Source organism: Stutzerimonas sp. (assembly GCF_982611455.1).
Window position 1 is genome coordinate 164,819 of record NZ_CEXBBO010000001.1, and the last position, 20,637, is coordinate 185,455.

Sequence of the window (20,637 nt, forward strand, 5' to 3'; positions counted from 1 at the left end):
GATGTCGACAGATTCGGCTGGCGTCAGAACAGGTCGATCGGATCGACATCCAGCGACCAGCGTACCGTACGGCTGCCCGGTAGCGTATCGATCCGCGGCAGCCATGCGCTCATCAGCTTGTGCAGAGGCGCCCGGGCGTTGCCTTGTAGCAGCAGCTGCGCACGGAAGCGACCCGCACGCCGCTCCATTGGCGCGGGTATCGGGCCCAGCAGCTCGACGCCGCTGAGGCCGAGTTGCCCGATGAGGTGTTCGGCCTGGCTGCAGGCCTGGTCGAGGAAGTCTTCCGCTTGGCCGGGTTTTGCCGCTTCGGCACGTAGCAGGGCTAGGTGGCTGAAAGGCGGCAGGCTGGCTGCGCGGCGCTCGCTCAATGCCTGGTCGGCAAAGGCGAAATAACCTTGCTCGGTCAGTTGTACCAATAGTGGGTGGTCGGCGAGATGGGTCTGGATGATGACTTTTCCAGGTTCCTCGGCGCGCCCTGCGCGGCCGGCCACCTGCACGATCAACTGAGCCATTCGTTCGCTGGCACGGAAATCGGCGGAAAACAGCCCTCCGTCGGCATCGAGAATAGCGACCAGAGTAACCCGGGGGAAGTGGTGACCCTTGGCGAGCATCTGGGTCCCGACCAGTAGGCAAGGTTCTCCGCGGTTGATGGTGGTCAGCAGCTGCTCCATCGAACCCTTGCGTGAGGTGCTGTCGCGGTCAATGCGCAGCACCGGATAATTAGGAAACAGGACGCCGAGCCTGTTTTCTGCGCGTTCGGTACCGGCGCCCACGGGACGCAGATCGACCTTGCCACAGTCAGGGCAGTTCAACGGTGGCCGCTCCGCATGGCCACAATGGTGACAGCGCAGCTCATTATGACGCTGGTGCAGCGTCATGCGTGCATCGCAGCGCGGGCATTGGCTTAGCCAGCCGCAGTCGTGGCACAGCAGCGAGGGAGCGAAGCCGCGGCGGTTGAGAAACACCAGTACCTGTTGTCCAGCGTCCAGCGTTTGTGCCATGGCTTGCTGCAACGGGCCGGAGATGCCGGAATCCAGCGGCCGGCTTTTCACATCCAGGCGCAGGAAGCGGGGGGCTTGCGCACCGCCAGCGCGTTGGGTCAGCTTGAGCAGCGCATAACGACCACTATGGGCGTTGTGCAGGCTTTCCAGCGAAGGGGTCGCCGAACCCAGCAAGATCGGCAAATTTTCCTGGCGCGCCCTGACCACCGCCAGGTCGCGGGCGTGATAGCGCAGGCCTTCCTGTTGTTTATAGGAGGCGTCGTGTTCCTCGTCGAGAATGATAAGCCCCGGGTGCTTCATCGGCGTGAACAGCGCCGAGCGGGTGCCGATGATGATGTCCGCTTCGCCGTCCCGCGCCGCTAGCCATGCATCCAGCCGTTCCCGGTCATTGATGTTGGAGTGCAGCAAGGCGATGCGGGCATTGAAGCGCTTCTCGAAGCGCGCCAGGGTTTGCGGACCGAGGTTGATTTCAGGAATCAGCACCAATGCCTGTTTGCCGGCTTCGAGCACTTGGTGAATGAGCTGCAGATAGACTTCAGTCTTGCCACTGCCGGTGACGCCCGCCAGCAGCGATACCTGAAAGCCATTGAAACCCGCGCGAATGGCTTCGAACGCGGCGCGCTGTTCTTGATTAAGCGGCAACTCAGGCTGCAGTAACCAGCTGCCCTGGTGTCGAGGGGCTTGATGGCTGCGCCGCGTCTCGATCCGCAGCAAGCCTTTCTGCAGCAGCAGGTCGAGGCTGTCCTTGCTCAGTTGGAGTTGGTTCAGCAGGGAATGAGCGACACCATGTGGATGTTGGGCGATGGTTTTCAGCGCCTCGCGCTGGCGTGGCGCACGGCTCAGACGGGGATCTTCCGGCCGTGCCCCGGTCGCGGCATGCCAGAAGCGTTCCTGTCGCGCCTCCGCCGGCTCACCCTGGCGCAATAGCACCGGCAGTGCCCAGCTGAGGGTATCGCCGAGGCTGTGCTGGTAATACTGCGCTGTCCACAGGCACAGCTTGAACAGTGAAGGCGGCAGTGGCGGTTGGGCGTCGAGCAGTTCCAGCGCGGGCTTGAGCTTTCCTTCGGGTACTTCGCTGTGTGTCGCCAGTTCCACCAGAACGCCGATCACCTCGCGTCGACCGAAGGGCACGCGCAGACGAATGCCGGGCTGCAATACAGCGCAGGGCACGCCGGCCGGTGGCAGGTAATCGAAGAGTCTGCGTAGGGGGGAAGGCAGCGCGAGGCGTAGAATGGGCTGAGGCACGCGGAGGTCCTTGACGACGAATGTCGATGGTAAACGATCCTGCAGCTAGCCGACCCGCTAACAATCGATCGAGCTGCATGCATGTCGGCAGACATATTCGATTGCCAGCCGCGCACACGTCCGCTGTGCGACCGCCTGCGCTTGCATCGACACCCTGCTCTGGTATCATTCGCGCCCTTCCGTGCGGTACTCGACATAGGGTCGGGTGGCGGCACAAGTCCTAGAGGATTCTTCCATGAAAGCCGATATCCATCCTAATTACGTAGAAATCGAAGCCACTTGCAGCTGCGGCAACGTCATCAAGACTCGCTCGACGCTGGCCAAGAACATGAGCATCGACGTTTGCTCCGAGTGCCATCCGTTCTACACCGGCAAGCAGAAAGTGCTGGATACCGGCGGCCGTATCGACCGCTTCAAGCAGCGTTTCGGTGTGTTCGGCGCCAAGTAAGCAGTCGCCGCGACGGAAATCCCATGAGATTTTCCGAGCATCTGAAAAAGGCGTCCCTGGTGGGCGCCTTTTTCGTTTCCGCCATTTTCAGTCTGCAGGCGCAGGCGCTTTGTTCTGTCAGTGGTCCGCTGTCGCGAGTGGCTGTAGCAAAGGTTATCGACGGCGACACGCTTCGTCTGGTCGACGGGCGCAATGTCCGGCTCATTGGTCTGAATGCACCTGAAATAGGGCACAAAGGTCGCAACGCCGAACCCTTTGCAGAAGCGACCAAGCGGCATCTGCAGGCGCTAGTCAGAGCCAGCGATGGACACGTAGGTCTGCGTCTCGGTCAGGAGGCCAAAGACCATTACGGCCGGGTTCTGGCCCATGTATTCAATGAGCGCGGCGAGAATTTGGAAGCTGCCCTGCTCGCCGAAGGTTTGGGTTATTTCGTCACCATTGCGCCAAATACCTTATTGGCGGACTGTCATCGAGTCGTCGAGCGGCAGGCTCGGGCCGCCGGCAAAGGGGTCTGGCGTCAGTCCCCGCTAATCGCAGTCGAGCGCTTACGCCGAGGTGGCTTCGCGGTGGTGAGAGCGCGTGTCGATCGGCTGGAGGAAAATCGGGGCGGTATCTGGCTCGAGTTGGAAGGCTCGCTGGTATTGCAGATTCCTCATCGGGCCGTTGCGGCGTTCACCGAATACTCGCTAACGGATTTGCCAGGCAGAGAGATCGAGGCGAGAGGGTGGGTGATCGATCGGAAGGGGCGTGCGGATCTGTCGCGGCAAGCCCGCTGGATGCTTAGGGTCAACCATCCTTCGATGCTTGTTCCGCTACCCTGACGTAAGTCCGGGCTGCGCGGGGAATGCGAAGCAGTTGTCCCGCCCGTCAGCTGAAAGTCGTAGGTCGAGCCCTTGACAGACAGCTTTCCCACTGGCTTGTGACAGCGATCGATCTTGGCGTATCCTCGACCGCCTGTCTGTCCCAGAAAAAATAAGCGGAATGCCTCATGACTGACCTGAAAACTGCCGCTCTCGACTACCATTCGCAGCCCCGTCCGGGAAAGCTGAGTGTCGAGCTGACCAAGCCCACCTCCACCGCTCGCGACCTGTCGCTGGCCTATAGTCCTGGCGTGGCGGAGCCGGTGCGAGAAATCGCCCGCGATCCGCAGCTGGCTTACCGGTACACCGGCAAAGGCAACCTGGTAGCGGTGATTTCCGATGGCACGGCAATTCTTGGCCTAGGAAATCTGGGTCCGCTGGCCTCCAAACCCGTGATGGAAGGCAAAGGTGTTCTGTTCAAGCGCTTCGCCGGCGTCGATGTGTTCGACATCGAGGTCGATGCGGAAAGCCCGCAGGCCTTCATCGATACGGTCAAGCGTATTTCCATCACGTTCGGTGGAATCAACCTGGAAGATATCAAAGCACCCGAGTGCTTCGAGATCGAGCGGGCTTTGATCGAGCAGTGCGACATCCCAGTGTTTCATGATGACCAGCACGGCACTGCCATCGTGACTGCGGCAGGGATGCTCAACGCACTGGAAATCGCGGGGAAGACGCTCGAGGAGGCCAAGATTGTCTGCTTGGGTGCTGGCGCTGCGGCAACCTCCTGTATGAAGCTACTGGTCAGCATGGGCGCGAAGATCGAGAACATCTTCATGATCGACCGCAAGGGTGTGATCCACGCCGGCCGCGACGATTTGAACCAATACAAGGCGGTGTTCGCCCATGAAACCGACAAGCGCACCCTGGATGATGCGCTCGACGGTGCCGATGTCTTTGTCGGTCTGTCCGGTGCCAATCTGCTGAGTGCCGAAGGTCTCAAGCGTATGGCGGCGAACCCGGTAGTGTTCGCTTGCTCGAACCCCGATCCCGAGATCAGCCCGGAATTGGCGCACGCGACCCGCTCCGACGTGATCATGGCGACTGGCCGTTCGGATTATCCGAATCAGGTCAACAACGTGCTGGGCTTCCCATTCATCTTCCGTGGGGCGCTGGATGTTCGTGCGTCGCGCATCAATGAAGAGATGAAAATCGCCGCTGCAGTTGCCCTGCGCGATCTAGCCAAGCTGCCAGTTCCGGCGGAAGTCGCTGCTGCTTATGGTGTCGATCAGTTGCAGTTCGGTCGTGAGTACATTATCCCGAAACCAATGGATCCTCGCCTGATCACCTTGGTTTCCGATGCCGTGGCCAAGGCTGCGATCGAAAGCGGTGTGGCGACGCTGCCGTATCCGTCGAACTATCCGCTGAAATCGGTTGACGACGTGTTTAACGGTTGATTGAGCGCTGCTCGTATTGGAAAAAGCCTCGCCTTCGGCAGGCTCTGATCGCGATAGAACCCCGGCCCTTCGGTCGGGGTTTTGCTTTTCGGTTATCGCTTTCCAGGAGTCGGCTGATCATTGCAGCGCAAGGACTAAGCTTCGCTTGCGGCAGCAATTAAAGCGGTAGCGCTCTGGTTCTCAGTATGAGCTCAGATATTTCGCGCGCAGTCTGGCGAATACATTAGCCGGCAGAATTTGTAACGGTTCCTGAATGATAAAAGCCTGTTCCGACTCCTCAGAATAGGTCGATCGGTGCGGCCTCGGATGCCGGTAAGGGGCTGCCGGGCACAGCGGAGCCCGGAATCAGCTCGTCCATGTTGGGCGGGGAATCTTCACTTCGAAACAGTTCGAAATAGGCATCCGGCGTTCCGGGGGAAGCTGCACGACCACTCTTGGGGTCGATTCGCAGCGTCATGATTCCTTCGGGTTCGGCGGGGGCATGTTCGGGCGCGCCTTCGAGCACCGAGCTCATGTACTTCATCCAGATAGGCAGCGCTACCGTTCCACCATATTCCCGACGACCGAGGCTCTGCGGTTGATCGAAGCCGGCCCAGACGGTCGTTACGATGTCTGCGTTATAGCCGGAGAACCAGCTGTCCTTGGACTCGTTGGTGGTGCCGGTCTTTCCGGCGATATCGCCACGCCCCATCGCCAGGGCTCTTCTGCCTGTCCCGCGCTTGATGACGTCCTGCAGCATGCTGGTCATGATATAGGCGGTGCGTTCGTCAATGATTTGCTCGGCATACACTGGCGGCTGCTCTACCGGCTCCGAATCGCTAGTTAGCGGTTTGTCATTCTGTGCATAGGTGGTTATCGCTGCTTGGTCTTTTTCTGCCTGGGCTGAACGAGCAAGACTGTGCTCGGGTACGCGCGCCGGGTTTGCTTCGAATATCACCTTGCCGTCTCGGTCCTCGATGCGCTCGATGAGATAGGGTTCTACTTTATAGCCGCCGTTCGCGAAGGCGGTCCAGCCGATGGCGATTTCCATTGGCGTCAGGGTTGCTGTACCAAGTGCCAATGATAGATTCGCTGGTAGGTCTTCGGCCTTAAACCCAAAGCGTTTGACGTAGTCGATGGTGTCTGGAATTCCAAGGGTCCGCAGCAGGCGAATCGAGACTAGATTGCGAGATTTGTAGAGCGCTTCGCGCAGGCGGATCGGGCCAAGGAAGGTATTGTTGTCATTTTTTGGCCGCCAGACGCGATCCAGATCTTCCTCGACAAAGACGATGGGCGAATCATTAACCAAGGTCGCGGCTGTGAACCCGGCATCCAGCGCCGCACTATAGACGAATGGTTTGAAGCTGGACCCCGGCTGACGTTTTGCTTGAATGGCTCGGTTGTAATTGCTTTGACCGAAAGAAAAGCCGCCGGTCAGCGCTTCGATGGAGCCGTCAAGAGGGTCGATCGACACCAGTGCAGCCTGGGCTTGGGGTATCTGGCTGAACAATAATTCATCATCCGAGATAAGAACGCGGACGACGTCCCCCACCTTGATTACATCCGACGGCGCTTTGGGTTGCGGCCCAAGGCTATTGGTATTAATGAACGGACGAGCCCATTTCATGCTCTCCCAGCGAACGCTTCGCTCGGTACCATCGCGGAGCAAGACCTGAATTTTGTCGCTGGAGACCTGACTGACAACGGCGGGTAGCAGGCCGGACTGGCTTCGGTACTCGCGAAGTTTCTGTAGCCAGGTTTCGCGATCGGTGCCCGCCAGCTGGGCTTCCGGTCCTCGATAGCCATGACGCTGGTCATATTCGATTAATCCCTGCGTGAGGGATTGATTGGCAGCAACCTGACGCTCGCTAGTGGGGGTCGTGTAGACGCGGAAACCGTCGGTATAGGCGGCGCTGCCGAAGCGGCCAACCATCTCGGCGCGCGCCATCTCGGCTACATAGGGTGCATCGAGCTCTGGTGAGGAACCGTGATAGGAGGCGTCCACGATTTCCGCCATTGCTTGCTGATAACGGACTTCGTCTATTGACCCGAGTCGATACATGCGCCCGAGAATCCAGTCGCGCCTTTCCTTGGCTCGCTCTGGGTTGGCCAAGGGATTAAACGCCGACGGAGCTTTGGGCAGCCCAGCGATCATTGCCATTTGCGCCAGGCTTAGCTCGCCGATCGATTTCCCATAATAGACATGAGCTGCCGCCTCGATGCCGTAAGAGCGGTTGCCCAGATAGATTTTGTTGACGTACAGCTCAAGAATTTCGTCCTTGCTCAGCTCTCGTTCGATCTGCAGTGCTAGAAGAATCTCACTGATCTTGCGGGAAAAGCTCCGCTCGCTGGTGAGGAAGTAGTTCTTCGCCACCTGCATGGTAATGGTGCTGCCGCCGGTCTGAATCTCGCCGGTTTTCAATAATTGCGTGGCAGCGCGCATCAGGCTGGAAACATCAACGCCATAATGATTCGCGAAGTTGTCATCTTCGGCCGCCAACAGTGCGGCGATGAAATCTTTGGGTATTTCATCAAAGTCAATTGGGGAGCGACGCATTTCGCCATACTCGGCGATCAGCTTGTCGTCATTGCTGTAGACACGCAGAGGAATCTGGAGCTGTATGCTGCGTAGCGATTCGACCGATGGCAAATTAGGGCTCAGATAGAGAAAAGCCCCACTGAGACTGAGCAGAAGTCCGCAGAAAATAGCCAAGCACGACCATAAGAAAAACTTCAGGAAACGCATCGGGGTTCATTGAATCCAGGATGGGGAATGGGGTGTAAGCCGCAGACGATGCCGAAAGGGAAAACCGGTCACATTATAAGCGGATTTTTTACTGGGGAGCCATTTGCGCTTCTGTCAAGGCTGTTATCTAATGTGGATAAACATAATTAATCCGTAAGTAGCGGATAAAGATAGGAAATCGGCCGTGCTAGGGCTCTTCACGAAGAAAGCGAACACGCTGCTTGGGATCGACATCAGTTCGACATCCGTCAAGCTACTCGAATTAAGCCGCTCGGGCTCCCGATATCGGGTTGAGTCTTATGCCGTCGAGCCGCTTCCGCCAAATGCTGTGGTGGAAAAAAATATCGCCGAGCTGGAGGGCGTGGGCCAGGCCCTGACCCGGTTGCTGGCCAAGGCTAAAACCGGGGTTAAGTCGGCTGCCGTAGCAGTTTCCGGTTCGGCAGTCATCACCAAAAGCATCGAGATGGAAGCAGGGCTGACCGACGATGACTTGGAGAACCAGCTGAAGATAGAGGCCGATCAGTACATTCCGTATCCGCTCGAAGAGGTCGCTATCGACTTCGAAGTGCAGGGGCCTGCCGCTCGTTCTCCCGGTCGCGTTGAGGTGCTGCTGGCAGCGTGCCGTAAGGAGAATGTGGAAATTCGCGAGGCGGCTCTCGCCTTGGCGGGGCTGACCGCCAAGGTCGTAGATGTCGAAGCCTATGCGTTGGAGCGCTCATACGGGCTGCTGGCACCGCAGTTGGGCGCTGGTCACGATGAACTTACCGTCGCGCTCGTGGATATCGGTGCCACCATGACCACGCTGAGCGTGTTGCACAACGGTCGCACCATCTATACGCGCGAACAGCTATTCGGCGGGCGGCAGCTTACCGAAGAAATTCAGCGTCGTTACGGTCTGTCGATGGAGGAGGCTGGCCTGGCAAAAAAACAGGGTGGCCTTCCAGATGACTACGACAGCGAAGTATTGCAGCCGTTCAAGGAAGCAGTCGTTCAGCAGGTGTCGCGCTCGCTGCAATTCTTCTTCGCTGCGGGACAGTTCCATGATGTGGATTACATCCTCCTGGCAGGCGGAACTGCCTCGGTTCCCGGACTGGATCGGTTGATCCAGCAAAAAATCGGAACCCAGACTTTAGTCGCCAACCCGTTTGCCGATATGGCCTTGAGCAGCAAGGTCAACGCTGGCGCTCTCGCCAGTGATGCGCCGTCCCTGATGATTGCCTGCGGGTTGGCGTTGAGGAGTTTCGACTGATGGCCCAGATTAACCTTCTACCCTGGCGCGAGCAGCTTCGCGAAGAGCGTAAACAGCGTTTCTTGGTTTCCCTCGCGGGCGTTGCCCTCGTGGCGGTGGGCATGCTGTTTCTAGCGGATCAGTACTTCACTCACGCCATCGAGCGGCAGAACGCGCGAAACGATTTCGTCCGGAAAGAAATTGCCGTGCTGGATGCGCGGATCGTGGAAATCAAGGAATTGCGAGAGCGTCGGCAGCAATTGCTCGAACGTATGAAGATTATTCAGGACCTGCAGGGCAATCGGCCAATCATCGGCCGGATATTCGATCAGCTGGTACGTACTCTGCCCGATGGCGTGTATTTCACCGGTTTGAAGATGACTGGCAAAAATATCGCCATTGTCGGTGGCGCGGAATCCAACAACCGGGTCTCTAACCTGATGCGCAATTTGGACGGCTCTGAATGGCTGGAATCGCCAAATCTGAACGAAGTGAAGGCTGTCACTGCGGGCGCTGTCGAGCAGGAGAATGTCTTTCAGCTTACGGTACAGCAGACGCAGCCGGCAGCTGCTACAGAAGGAGATAAGCCATGAGTCTGGCGAGCTCCATGGAAAGCCTCCGCAGCGTCGATCTGTCCGATTTGGATATGAACAATCTCGGCTCCTGGCCTGCGGCGGTAAAGGTCATTGCCGCGATACTGCTGATGGTTCTGGTGCTCGGGGGCGGCTATTACTTTTACCTCAGCGATTTGCAGGTCAGCCTCGAGCAGCAAAGAGCACAAGAGGATACGTTGAAGCAGCAATTTTCCTCGAAGGCCTTCCAGGCTGCGAACCTCGAAGCCTACAAAGCTCAGATGGTCGAGATGGAAGCGTCGTTCGGTGCATTGCTGCGCCAGTTGCCCAGCGACACGGAAGTGCCTGGTTTGCTTGAAGATATAACACGCACCGGTTTGGGTAGCGGGCTTGAGTTCGAAGAAATCAAGCTGCTGCCGGAGGTGATCCAGCAATTTTATATCGAGCTGCCGATACAGATTAAGGTGGTTGGTAGTTACCACGACCTAGCAACTTTCGTCAGTGGCGTATCGAGCCTGCCGCGGATCGTTACGTTGCATGACTTCGAGATAGCACCTGAAAGCAAGGATTCATCTTCCAAGTTACGCATGAATATCTTGGCCAAGACTTATCGCTATAACGACAAGGGGCTGCAGAAATGAATGGAGCCCGACTTATTGCGCTGGGCTTGGGCCTGGCTCTGCTAGCCGGCTGTGGTGGCAGCAGCAACTTCGACGACTTGCGAGCATACATGGACGAGGTGCGGGCCAAGCCCAAAGGCTCGATCGAACCACTGCCAGCGTTCCTGCCGTATGAGGCGTTCACATACAGTGCTGCGTCCCTGCGGCATCCGTTTCAGCCGCCGATGAAGATAGACCTGACGCAGCGGCAGAAGGGCTCGAAAGACATTCGACCTGACGAAACACGCATCAAGCAGTTCCTGGAAGAATTCAATATTGAGACTTTTGTCATGGTCGGCACGCTGACCAATGATGCGGGTAAATACGCCTTGATTAAAGGCGGCGACGGCGTTCACCGAGTCAAGGTCGGTGACTATCTGGGGCGCAATCACGGCCGTATCGTTGAAATCAGCGAAGCCGAGGTGGATGTGCTTGAAATCGTTCCTGACGGAGAGGGTGGGTGGCTTGAGCGCCCGCGTAGCCTGACCTTGAAAGAGCGCTCCTGAGTTGGGGCAAAAATGGAAAACCTATACCGGTCTGCACAACGGAAGCCTTTTATGAATACCACCCTCTCTCGTCTCGGCTTGTCCTTGCTGGCAGCGTTCATTTCGCCCGCCCTGCTAGCGGCGTCTCTGAATACCCTCGATGTTGCATCGTTGCCAGGCGATCGCGTCGAGTTGAAGCTGGCTTTTGATGAGCCAGTACCTACTCCGCGGGGTTACACCCTTGATCAACCAGCACGCATTGCGCTCGATTTACCGGGCGTTTCAAGCAAGCTTGGTACCAAAACCCGCGAGCTCGGTGTCGGTAATGCGCGGAGCGTTACGGTGGTGGAGGCCCAGGGGCGTACTCGTCTGATCGTCAATCTCACATCCCTGGTTCCCTATTCGACTCGTGTAGACGGCAATAACCTATTCATCGTGCTTGGCGAAAGCGGCGCATCTTCAGCTGCTGTTGCAGCCACGCCGGTGGCGCCAGTGAATAAGGCTGCCCCGATCGTCCACGCAGCGGCGAGCAAGGCGATCAACAATATTGATTTCCGTCGCGGGGAAGACGGGGCTGGCAATGTGGTCATTACGCTGTCGGATCCTTCGATCAGTCCGAGCATCGAAGAGCAGGGCGGCAAGATTCGTGTGTCCTTCGCAAAGACGCAACTGCCGGAAGCGTTGCGTGTAAGACTTGATGTGCAAGACTTCGCTACCCCGGTCAAGTTTGTCGATTCGAGCAGCAAAGCTGACGGTGCGAGTATCGCAATCGAGCCCACCGGGCGATACGACTATCTCGCCTACCAGACCGACGACAAGCTGACTATCAGTGTTAAGCCGCTTAGCGAAGCCGATGCCGAAAAGCGCAAGGCAGAGCATTTCACCTATTCCGGAGAGAAGCTATCGCTGAACTTCCAGGATATTGATGTGCGCTCCGTTCTGCAGCTGATCGCTGATTTTACTGACCTTAATCTGGTTGCCAGCGATACGGTGCAGGGCAACATTACACTGCGTTTGCAGAACGTGCCTTGGGACCAGGCACTGGATCTTGTGTTGAAAACCAAAGGGCTCGACAAGCGCCAGGTTGGCAACGTGCTGCTGGTAGCGCCAGCGGACGAGATTGCCGCGCGCGAGCGGCAAGAGCTTGAGTCGCAGCGGCAGATCGCCGAACTGGCGCCACTGCGTCGCGAGGTTGTGCAGGTCAATTACGCCAAAGCGGCCGATATTGCCCAGTTGTTCCAGTCGGTGACGAGCACGGATGGCGCGAGCGAAGACCGTGGCTCGATCGCTGTCGATGACCGCACCAACAACATCATCGCTTATCAGACACAGGAACGTTTGGATGAGCTGAGGCGGATCGTCGCACAGCTGGATATTCCGGTGCGGCAAGTGATGATTGAAGCGCGGATCGTCGAGGCTAACGTTGATTATGACAAGAGCCTGGGGGTGCGTTGGGGTGGCTCGCAGTTGTTCGCCAATGGCCGCGGACTTGTATATGGAAACGATGAAACGGGTGATGAGAACGGTGATGAAGGCGAGGACAGCAACGGCAACGTTCCGTTTGTTGACCTGGGAGTGACGGGGGCTACCTCGGGTATCGGGATCGGCTATATAACCAACAACCTTATTCTCGACCTTGAGCTGTCGGCAATGGAGAAGTCTGGTAATGGCGAGGTTGTATCTCAGCCAAAGGTTATGACGGCTGACAAGGAGACGGCGAAGATCCTCAAAGGGTCCGAGATTCCATACCAGCAAGCTAGCTCCAGCGGTGCAACTACGACCACTTTCGTCGAAGCTGCCCTGTCACTTGAGGTTACGCCTCAAATCACTCCCGACAATCGCATCATCATGGAAGTAAAAGTCACCAAGGATGAGCCCGACTTTGCAAACGATGTCAATGGAACACCGACTATTCGCAAGAACGAGGTAAATGCCAAAATTCTTGTTAATGACGGCGAAACCGTTGTAATCGGTGGTGTCTTCTCCAACACGCAAAGCAGATCAGTGGATAAGGTTCCTTTCTTGGGAGATCTGCCTTATCTTGGCCGCATGTTCCGGCGAGACGTCGTGTCTGATGCGAAGTCTGAGCTTCTTATCTTCCTGACGCCGAGAATCCTGAATAATCAGGCTATTGCAGTGAATCGTTGATATCGGTGGAAAATATCATCCTCGTGGGCCCGATGGGAGCCGGTAAAAGCACCATCGGGCGCCTGCTCGCCAAGGAGCTTCGCCTGCCGTTTCGGGACTCCGACAAGGAGATCGAGCAGCGCACAGGCGCCAGCATTCCGCTGATATTCGATGTCGAGGGCGAGTCGGGTTTTCGCGAGCGTGAGCATGCTGTCATCACGGATATCTGCCAAATGCAGGGTGTCGTGTTGGCAACGGGCGGTGGTGCGGTGCTCCGGCAGGATAATCGTTGGGTGTTGCGCGATGGCGGTCGGGTGATTTATCTATGCACGTCGGTCGAGCAGCAACTCGATCGAACCTCTAGAGATCGCAATCGTCCGCTTTTGCAGGCACCTAATCCCCGCGAGATATTGGTTGGCTTGATGGCTGTGCGGGACCCCTTGTACCGTGAAATCGCAGACATCATTGTCGAAACGGATGAACGCCCACCTCGCTTGGTGGTAATGGAAATCCTTGATCAAATTCACGGTCTTTCGCCTCGTGAAAGCCTGGGTCGATCTGCGCTATCCTAGCTCCCCTTTAACGGTGGAGCCCCCATGCAGACTCTACAGGTCGATCTCGGCGAGCGTAGCTACCCGATTTTCATTGGTGAACAGCTCATCGATCACGGCGAGCTGTTATCCCGTCACATTCGTGGCAAGCAAATTGCCATCGTCACCAACGACACTGTCGCCCCGCTGTACCTTGAGCGCCTGTCGCGCAGCCTTGCCGATTACGCTATTACTCCGGTTATTCTGCCGGACGGTGAAGCGCACAAGAATTGGCAGACTTTGCATTCGATCTTCGACGCACTGCTCGCTGCCAGGCATGATCGCAACACCACGTTGATCGCGCTGGGTGGCGGGGTCATCGGTGATATGGCTGGTTTCGCTGCTGCGAGCTACCAGCGCGGCGTTGATTTTATCCAGGTGCCCACCACTCTTTTGTCTCAGGTCGACTCCTCGGTTGGTGGCAAAACGGGTGTCAATCATCCGTTGGGCAAGAACATGATCGGCGCCTTCTATCAGCCGCAGGCAGTGTTGATAGACACCGCCACTCTCGTGACTTTGCCGGCGCGCGAACTATCGGCCGGTCTGGCTGAAGTAATCAAGTATGGCCTGATCTGCGATGAGCCGTTCCTCGGCTGGCTCGAAAGTAATGTCGACAAGCTTCGGGCGCTTGATCAGTCGGCGCTCACCGAAGCAATACGGCGTTCCTGCGCTGCGAAGGCCAAGGTGGTCGGTGCGGACGAGCGTGAGTCGGGCATTCGCGCCACGCTCAATCTGGGGCATACCTTCGGCCATGCCATCGAAACCCATAAGGGTTACGGGGTCTGGCTGCATGGCGAGGCGGTATCGGCGGGTACAGTGATGGCGCTGGAAATGTCGCGGCAGCTTGGCTGGATCTCTGGGAGTGAGCGGGATCGTGCCGTGCGCTTGCTGTCGCGTGCCGGCCTGCCGGTAGTCCCGCCTGCCGATATGAAAGCTGATGACTTTCTGCGGTATATGGCGGTCGACAAGAAAGTCCTGAACGGCCAGCTGAGACTGGTACTGCTCAGGCAATTAGGCGAGGCGGTGGTAACAGGCGACTTCCCTCGCGAAGTATTGGAAGCCACATTAAACGTCAATTACGACGTTCTCATGCAACAGTCGAGAACCTAATTCCATGACCAGTTTGTCCGCCGACGATTCGTTTCTGAACCACTACGGGTTCAATCATGATCCTTTCGCTACTCGCGTGCCTGGGTTCAAGTTCTTTCCGGCCCAGCGCAAGCCGGTGCTGGGGCAGTTGCATCACCTTGCCCGCTACAGTCAGTTGCTATTGGTGGTGACGGGGCCTGAAGGGAGCGGTAAAACGCTGGTGCGCCAGGCGCTCGTTGCGAGCAGCAACAAACAATCGGTTCAGAGTGTGGTCATCTCGCCACAAGAGACCACCGATTCGAGCATCGTCTTGCAGCAGATAGCCCAGGCGCTAGGTAGCTCGAGCACTGACTTTGATTCGATCATGGCGCAGATCATTCAATTGGCGTTGACCGGGCAGGATGTTTACCTGCTGGTCGATGATGCTGAGCGGCTTACGGGCGCTGCGGTAGAAACGCTGTTGCGATTGGCCCAGGGGAACCCCGAAGGGCGGCCGCACGTCTTTCTGTTCGGTGAGCACTCGTTGGTGGCACGCCTGGAGGCCCTGGTCGAAGGTGAGGAGCGCTTCCATGTGATCGCGCTCCAGCCTTACGAAGAGGAAGAGACCCGTGAATATCTGACGTTGCGCCTCGAAGGAGCCGGAAGCGGTCTGGACTGTTTCAGCGAAGAGCAGATTGTACGGATCCATGAGGATTCCGGCGGATGGCCGGGCGCGATAAATCAGGCGGCCCGGGACGAGCTCGTCGATGCGATGCAGCACTCGAAGGGCGGTCGAAAATCGGCTGGATGGGGTTTGCCGTTGCCGATGAAGCATCTTCTGGCTTTGGCTGCTGTCCTGTGTGTCGTCGTGATTGCGTTTCTAATGCGCGATGCTGGCGATCAGTCTGTAGCACCTTCTACCACTAGCTTGCCGCTCGACATGGGTTCTGCGGAGGTGTCGGCGGAGATTGGAGAGGCCGAGGACCCCGCCGGTGATTTCGCGCCCAACGGCGCTCAAGCTCAGCCTGAGCAGCCCGTTATTCGCGAGCCCCTCGCTGCGGCCGGCAGCGCTGAAGTGGATGAGTCGTCGGAGCCTGTACCGGAGGACCCCGTAACATCCCGCAAGGAAGTCGCCCCGGCTCAGGAAGGCTCGGCTGCAGTTCAGAGCCCGCCTTCCGAACCTGTAGCTCCAGCTGAGGCTCCTCGCGAGCCAGAGCGGCCGGCTGCGAAGCCTGCAGCGGCCGGCGCGTCCGCAGCCGCCTGGTATGCCAGTCAGCCCGGAACCAATTATCTGATTCAGGTGTTAGGAACACGTACTCAAAATAATGCAGAGGCCCTGGTAAAACTGCACGGCGATGGCTATCGGTATTTCGTCAAACAGCATGAGGGCAAGCCGCTATACGTTATCACTCATGGCGCTTTCTCCAGCCGGAACGCCGCGCTGGAGGCGATCAAGGCCTTGCCGGCTTCGTTGAAGGCAGGCAAGCCGTGGGTGCGAAGTTTCGCTAGCGTGCAGCAAGAAATCGCCCAGGCGCGCTAGGCCTGCCCCAAAAAGGTGCGCTGCGCACCTTTTTGGGGCTTGCGAAAATTAAATTGTGTCGTTCTACCTAGCTTTGTAAACTGCTCCCCCTTTTGCCCACGTGTATGACGGGGCGGTTCTGTGCGCCGTCAATAAGGGGTTGATTTACAACGCATTTAGCTGGTGGAGTGCCTATGAGAGCAGGTCTGTTTCGTCCTGAAGAGTTCAAGGATAACTGCGGCTTCGGTCTGATCGCCCACATGCAGGGCGAGGCAAGCCATCACCTGCTTCAGACCGCTATTCAATCCCTCACCTGCATGACTCACCGAGGCGGCATTAACGCCGACGGTAAAACCGGCGATGGCTGCGGCCTGCTGATGCAGAAACCCGATGCGTTCCTGCGCGCCATGGCCAAGCAGCATTTCGACGTCGATCTGCCGGCGCTCTATGCCGTCGGCATGATCTTCCTCAGCCAGGACGCGGCCAAGGCGGATGCGGCCCGGGCAAGCATCAACGAACAGATTGCAGCCCAAGGGCTTACCCTGGTTGGCTGGCGTGAAGTTCCAGTCGATACCACCGTGCTGGGCCGCCTTGCGCTGGAGCGCCTGCCGCGCATCGAGCAGGTGTTCGTCTCGGCTGAAGGCCTTTCCGAGCGCGATTTCGGCATCAAGCTGTTCTTCGCGCGCCGACGTGCTGAAGTCGCGCTGGCTAGCGACAAGGAATTCTATGTCTGCAGCCTCTCCGACAAGGACATCATCTACAAAGGCCTGATGATGCCGGCCGACTTGGCGCAGTTCTACCCCGATCTCGGCGACGAGCGTCTGGCGACCGCCATCTGCGTATTCCATCAGCGCTTCTCCACCAACACGATGCCGCAATGGCCGCTGGCCCAGCCGTTCCGCTTCCTCGCCCACAACGGCGAAATCAACACCATTACCGGTAACCGCAACTGGGCGCAGGCGCGTCGGCTGAAATTCGCCAACGAGTTGCTGCCCGACTTGGAAAGCCTCGATCCGCTGGTCAACCGTACCGGTTCCGACTCATCGAGCATGGACAACATGTTGGAGTTGTTGGTCACCGGCGGCATGGATTTGTTCCGCGGTCTGCGCATGATCATTCCGCCGGCGTGGCAGAACGTTGAAACGATGGACCCTGATCTGCGGGCTTTCTACGAATTCAACTCCATGCACATGGAGCCGTGGGACGGTCCCGCTGGAGTGGTGCTCACCGATGGCCGCCACGCGATCTGCTTGCTTGACCGCAACGGCTTGCGGCCGGCGCGCTGGGTGACCACCACTAACGGTTACATCACCCTGGCGTCTGAAGTTGGCGTATGGGATTACAAGCCGGAAGACGTTATCGCCAAAGGTCGCGTGGGGCCGGGTCAGATCCTGGCAGTCGATACCGAGACGGGACAGGTGTTGCATACCGATGACATCGACAGCCGTCTGAAGTCCCAGCATCCGTACAAGACCTGGTTACGCCAGAACGCGCTACGCATTCAATCGACCCTGGACGATAACGACCACGGCTCGGCGTTTTACGACGCCGACCAGCTCAAGCAATACATGAAGATGTTCCAGGTCACCTTCGAGGAGCGTGACCAGGTGCTGCGTCCGCTTGCCGAGCAGGGCCAGGAAGCGGTCGGGTCTATGGGTGACGACACGCCGATGGCTGTGCTGTCGCGTCGCGTACGTTCGCCGTTCGACTACTTCCGCCAGCAGTTCGCGCAGGTCACCAACCCGCCGATCGACCCGCTGCGCGAATCCATCGTGATGTCGCTGGAAACCTGTCTGGGTGCCGAACGCAATGTTTTCGAAGAAACCGCCGATCACGCCAATCGTGCGATCCTGACTACTCCCGTAATCTCGCCAGCGAAGTGGCGGACGATCATGGAGCTCGACCGCCCAGGCTTCGAGCGCCAGGTGATTGATCTTAACTACGATGAATCCATCGGCCTCGAAGCTGCGGTGCGCAACATCGCGGATCAAGCCGAGGAAGCGGTGCGCGGTGGCAAGGTCATGCTAATCCTCAGTGACCGCCACATCATGCCGGGCAAGTTGCCGGTGCATGCTTCGCTGGCCGTTGGCGCAGTGCATCACAGGTTGATCGAGACTGGCCTGCGCTGCGACTGCAACATTCTGGTGGAAACCGCCACTGCACGTGATCCGCATCACTTTGCGGTGCTGATCGGCTTTGGCGCGACGGCGGTCTATCCGTTCCTCGCCTTCGAAGTGCTCGGTGACCTGATCCGCACCGGCGAGGTGCTGGGCGACCTCTACGAGGTGTTCAAGCACTACCGCAAGGGCATTTCCAAGGGCCTGCTGAAAATCATCTCGAAGATGGGCATCTCGACCATCACCTCATACCGCGGTGCCCAGCTGTTCGAAGCCGTGGGCCTAGCCGATGAAGTCGTCGACCTCAGCTTCCGCGGCGTTGCAAGTCGTATCAAAGGTGCGCGTTTCGTCGATCTGGAAGCCGAGCAGAAAGCGCTCGCGGGCGAAGCCTGGAGTAATCGCAAGCCGATTCAGCAGGGTGGCTTGCTGAAGTTCGTCTACGGCGGCGAGTATCACGCCTACAACCCCGACGTGGTAGCTGCGCTGCAGGTCGCTGTGCAGCAGGGCGACTACAGCCGCTTCAAGGAATACACCGCGCTGGTCGACCAGCGTCCCGCGGCGATGCTGCGAGATCTTCTCAAGCTCAAAGTTGCTGACCAGCCGTTGGCACTCGAAGCGATCGAGCCGCTCGAGCAGATCCTCAAGCGCTTCGACTCGGCCGGCATCTCCCTCGGCGCGCTGTCGCCGGAAGCCCACGAGGCGATCGCTGCGGCGATGAATCGCATCGGTGCACGCTCCAATTCGGGTGAGGGTGGCGAAGATCCGGCGCGTTATGGCACCGAGCGCAGCTCGAAGATCAAGCAGGTCGCGACGGGGCGTTTCGGTGTCACGCCGGAGTATCTGGTCAACGCCGAAGTGCTGCAGATCAAGGTTGCCCAGGGCGCCAAGCCCGGCGAGGGCGGCCAGCTACCTGGCGGCAAGGTCAACGGGCTGATCGCAAAGCTGCGCTACGCGGTACCGGGCGTCACGCTGATTTCGCCACCGCCGCACCATGATATCTACTCGATCGAAGACCTGGCTCAGCTGATCTTCGACCTCAAGCAGGTCAACCCCAAGGCGTTGGTCTCGGTCAAGCTGGTCGCTGAGCCGGGCGTTGGAACCATTGCCGCGGGCGTTGCCAAGGCCTACGCGGATTTGATCACCATTTCCGGCTATGACGGCGGTACCGGCGCGTCGCCGCTAACCTCCATCCGTTATGCCGGATCGCCCTGGGAGCTCGGCCTGGCCGAGACCCATCAGACCCTGCGCGGCAACGATCTGCGCGGCAAAGTCCGAGTGCAGACCGATGGTGGCTTGAAGACCGGTCTGGACGTGGTCAAGGCCGCCATTCTCGGTGCGGAGAGCTTCGGCTTCGGTACGGCGCCGATGATCGCGCTGGGCTGTAAGTACTTGCGTATTTGCCACCTGAACAACTGCGCCACCGGTGTCGCCACGCAGAACGATCAGCTGCGCAAGGATCACTTCATCGGCACTGTCGACATGGTGGTCAACTTCTTCACCTTCGTCGCTGAAGAAACGCGCGAGTGGCTGGCCAAGCTGGGCGTACGCAGCCTGCAGGAGCTCATCGGTCGCACCGATCTTCTTGAGCTGCTGCCGGGCGAGACCGCCAAGCAGAACCATCTCGACCTGACGCCTCTGCTCGGCAGCGACCATATTCCAGCTGACAAGCCGCAATTCTGCGAAGTGGAGAAGAATCCGCCGTTCGATCAGGGCCTGCTGGCCGAAGAGATGGTCAAGCTCGCTCGTACGGTAATTGACGCCAAGAGTGGCGGGGAATTCGAGCTGGATATCTGCAACTGCGACCGTTCCATCGGCGCCCGTGTTTCCGGCGAGATCGCTCGGGTGCACGGTAACCAGGGCATGAAAGATGCGCCCATCACTTTCCGCTTCAAGGGTACGGCCGGACAAAGCTTCGGCGTCTGGAACGCCGGCGGTTTGCATCTCTATCTGGAGGGTGATGCCAACGACTACGTCGGTAAAGGCATGACCGGTGGCAAATTGGTCGTCACTCAGCCGAAGGCCAGTGGTTTCGAGTCGCAGAACTCGGCCATCATTGGAAACACCTGCCTGTATGGTGCCACTGGCGGCAGATTGTTCGCTGCCGGTACCGCCGGTGAGCGTTTCGCAGTCCGTAACTCCGGCGCGCACGCGGTCGTTGAAGGAACCGGCGACCATTGCTGCGAGTACATGACCGGCGGTTTCGTTTGCGTTCTGGGCAAGACCGGTTACAACTTCGGCTCTGGCATGACCGGTGGTTTCGCCTATGTACTCGACATGGATAACAGTTTCGTCGATCGCGTGAACAACGAACTGGTAAACCTGCAGCGCATCACGGGCGAGGCGATGGAGGCCCACCGTAGTCATCTGCAAGATGTGTTGCGCGAGTATGTCGCCGAAACCGGCAGCGCATGGGGTGCGAAGCTTCTCGAGAACCTTGACGACTACTTGCGTCGCTTCTGGCTAGTCAAGCCAAAGGCGGCCAATCTGGCATCGTTGCTGTCGACTACTCGGGCGAACCCCCAATAAAAAGCAGATTCAAGCGACAAGCTTCGAGCATCAGCTTGAGGCTTGCTCCGCTCCGTGATTGTCATGCAGC

The 20,637-nt window shown here is 58.4% G+C and carries 14 protein-coding genes; 12 read left to right on the forward strand and 2 right to left on the reverse strand.

The genetic code is table 11. The annotated features are described in order from the left end of the window. Nucleotides 1–23: 23 nt before the first annotated feature. Nucleotides 24–2,246 carry a primosomal protein N' gene (locus AC2LD7_RS00820; protein ID WP_484595957.1) on the reverse strand — a complete coding sequence of 741 codons (2,223 nt, stop codon included), beginning with the start codon at nucleotides 2,244–2,246 and terminating at the stop codon, nucleotides 24–26. A gap of 235 nt (nucleotides 2,247–2,481) precedes the next feature. Here AC2LD7_RS00820 and rpmE point away from each other — a divergent pair, with 235 nt between their 5' ends. From rpmE to AC2LD7_RS00835, 3 genes are all read left to right on the forward strand, one after another. After that, nucleotides 2,482–2,694, forward strand: coding sequence for a 50S ribosomal protein L31 (rpmE, locus tag AC2LD7_RS00825; RefSeq protein WP_122167025.1), 213 nt, complete (start codon nucleotides 2,482–2,484; stop codon nucleotides 2,692–2,694). Nucleotides 2,695–2,717: 23 nt separating this feature from the next. After that, a complete protein-coding gene (locus tag AC2LD7_RS00830) occupies nucleotides 2,718–3,515 on the forward strand; it encodes a thermonuclease family protein (protein WP_484595958.1) in 798 nt (265 codons plus the stop codon). Between the two features lie 167 nt (nucleotides 3,516–3,682). Continuing rightward, entirely contained in the window at nucleotides 3,683–4,951 is a 1,269-nt protein-coding gene (locus tag AC2LD7_RS00835; protein WP_484595959.1) for a malic enzyme-like NAD(P)-binding protein, read from the forward strand. A gap of 277 nt (nucleotides 4,952–5,228) precedes the next feature. Here the strand turns inward: AC2LD7_RS00835 and AC2LD7_RS00840 are convergent, their stop codons facing one another. Further along, nucleotides 5,229–7,676, reverse strand: a complete 2,448-nt coding sequence (locus tag AC2LD7_RS00840) for a penicillin-binding protein 1A (RefSeq protein WP_484595960.1) — start codon at nucleotides 7,674–7,676, stop codon at nucleotides 5,229–5,231. Nucleotides 7,677–7,860: 184 nt separating this feature from the next. On the opposite strand from AC2LD7_RS00840, the gene AC2LD7_RS00845 reads away from it, so the two are divergent. The 9 genes from AC2LD7_RS00845 (at nucleotide 7,861) to gltB (ending at nucleotide 20,567) form a co-directional block, all read left to right on the forward strand. After that, nucleotides 7,861–8,925, forward strand: a complete 1,065-nt coding sequence (locus AC2LD7_RS00845) for a pilus assembly protein PilM (protein ID WP_484595961.1) — start codon at nucleotides 7,861–7,863, stop codon at nucleotides 8,923–8,925. Next, nucleotides 8,925–9,497, forward strand: coding sequence for a type 4a pilus biogenesis protein PilN (pilN, locus tag AC2LD7_RS00850; protein WP_484595962.1), 573 nt, complete (start codon nucleotides 8,925–8,927; stop codon nucleotides 9,495–9,497). The genes AC2LD7_RS00845 and pilN overlap by 1 nt, the downstream gene beginning before the upstream one ends. Then, complete coding sequence (pilO, locus tag AC2LD7_RS00855; protein WP_484595963.1) at nucleotides 9,494–10,117, forward strand: type 4a pilus biogenesis protein PilO; 624 nt, start codon at nucleotides 9,494–9,496, stop codon at nucleotides 10,115–10,117. The genes pilN and pilO overlap by 4 nt, the downstream gene beginning before the upstream one ends. Further along, entirely contained in the window at nucleotides 10,114–10,641 is a 528-nt protein-coding gene (gene pilP, locus AC2LD7_RS00860; protein ID WP_484595964.1) for a type 4a pilus biogenesis lipoprotein PilP, read from the forward strand. Before pilO ends, pilP begins: the two co-directional genes overlap by 4 nt. 51 nt (nucleotides 10,642–10,692) lie before the next feature. Further along, complete coding sequence (locus tag AC2LD7_RS00865) at nucleotides 10,693–12,768, forward strand: type IV pilus secretin PilQ (RefSeq protein ID WP_484595965.1); 2,076 nt, start codon at nucleotides 10,693–10,695, stop codon at nucleotides 12,766–12,768. Nucleotides 12,769–12,773: 5 nt separating this feature from the next. Beyond that, the gene (gene aroK, locus AC2LD7_RS00870) at nucleotides 12,774–13,319 is read left to right on the forward strand and encodes a shikimate kinase AroK (protein ID WP_484595966.1); all 546 of its coding nucleotides are present in this window, start codon (nucleotides 12,774–12,776) and stop codon (nucleotides 13,317–13,319) included. A gap of 24 nt (nucleotides 13,320–13,343) precedes the next feature. Next, nucleotides 13,344–14,447: a 3-dehydroquinate synthase gene (gene aroB, locus AC2LD7_RS00875; protein WP_484595967.1), complete on the forward strand. Its 1,104-nt coding sequence runs from the start codon at nucleotides 13,344–13,346 to the stop codon at nucleotides 14,445–14,447. A 4-nt stretch (nucleotides 14,448–14,451) separates the two neighbouring features. Further along, nucleotides 14,452–15,945, forward strand: coding sequence for an AAA family ATPase (locus AC2LD7_RS00880; RefSeq protein ID WP_484595968.1), 1,494 nt, complete (start codon nucleotides 14,452–14,454; stop codon nucleotides 15,943–15,945). A 173-nt stretch (nucleotides 15,946–16,118) separates the two neighbouring features. Continuing rightward, entirely contained in the window at nucleotides 16,119–20,567 is a 4,449-nt protein-coding gene (gltB, locus tag AC2LD7_RS00885) for a glutamate synthase large subunit (protein WP_484595969.1), read from the forward strand. Nucleotides 20,568–20,637: the final 70 nt, after the last annotated feature.

Bases quoted from the DNA above. Each gene is read 5' to 3' on its own strand.
- rpmE (WP_122167025.1), top strand. From the start codon at position 2,482: ATGAAAGCCGATATCCATCCTAATTACGTAGAAATCGAAGCCACTTGC.
- AC2LD7_RS00830 (WP_484595958.1), top strand. From the start codon at position 2,718: ATGAGATTTTCCGAGCATCTGAAAAAGGCGTCCCTGGTGGGCGCCTTT.
- AC2LD7_RS00835 (WP_484595959.1), top strand. From the start codon at position 3,683: ATGACTGACCTGAAAACTGCCGCTCTCGACTACCATTCGCAGCCCCGT.
- AC2LD7_RS00840 (WP_484595960.1), bottom strand. From the start codon at position 7,676: ATGCGTTTCCTGAAGTTTTTCTTATGGTCGTGCTTGGCTATTTTCTGC.
- pilN (WP_484595962.1), top strand. From the start codon at position 8,925: ATGGCCCAGATTAACCTTCTACCCTGGCGCGAGCAGCTTCGCGAAGAG.
- pilO (WP_484595963.1), top strand. From the start codon at position 9,494: ATGAGTCTGGCGAGCTCCATGGAAAGCCTCCGCAGCGTCGATCTGTCC.
- pilP (WP_484595964.1), top strand. From the start codon at position 10,114: ATGAATGGAGCCCGACTTATTGCGCTGGGCTTGGGCCTGGCTCTGCTA.
- AC2LD7_RS00865 (WP_484595965.1), top strand. From the start codon at position 10,693: ATGAATACCACCCTCTCTCGTCTCGGCTTGTCCTTGCTGGCAGCGTTC.
- aroB (WP_484595967.1), top strand. From the start codon at position 13,344: ATGCAGACTCTACAGGTCGATCTCGGCGAGCGTAGCTACCCGATTTTC.
- AC2LD7_RS00880 (WP_484595968.1), top strand. From the start codon at position 14,452: ATGACCAGTTTGTCCGCCGACGATTCGTTTCTGAACCACTACGGGTTC.
- gltB (WP_484595969.1), top strand. From the start codon at position 16,119: ATGAGAGCAGGTCTGTTTCGTCCTGAAGAGTTCAAGGATAACTGCGGC.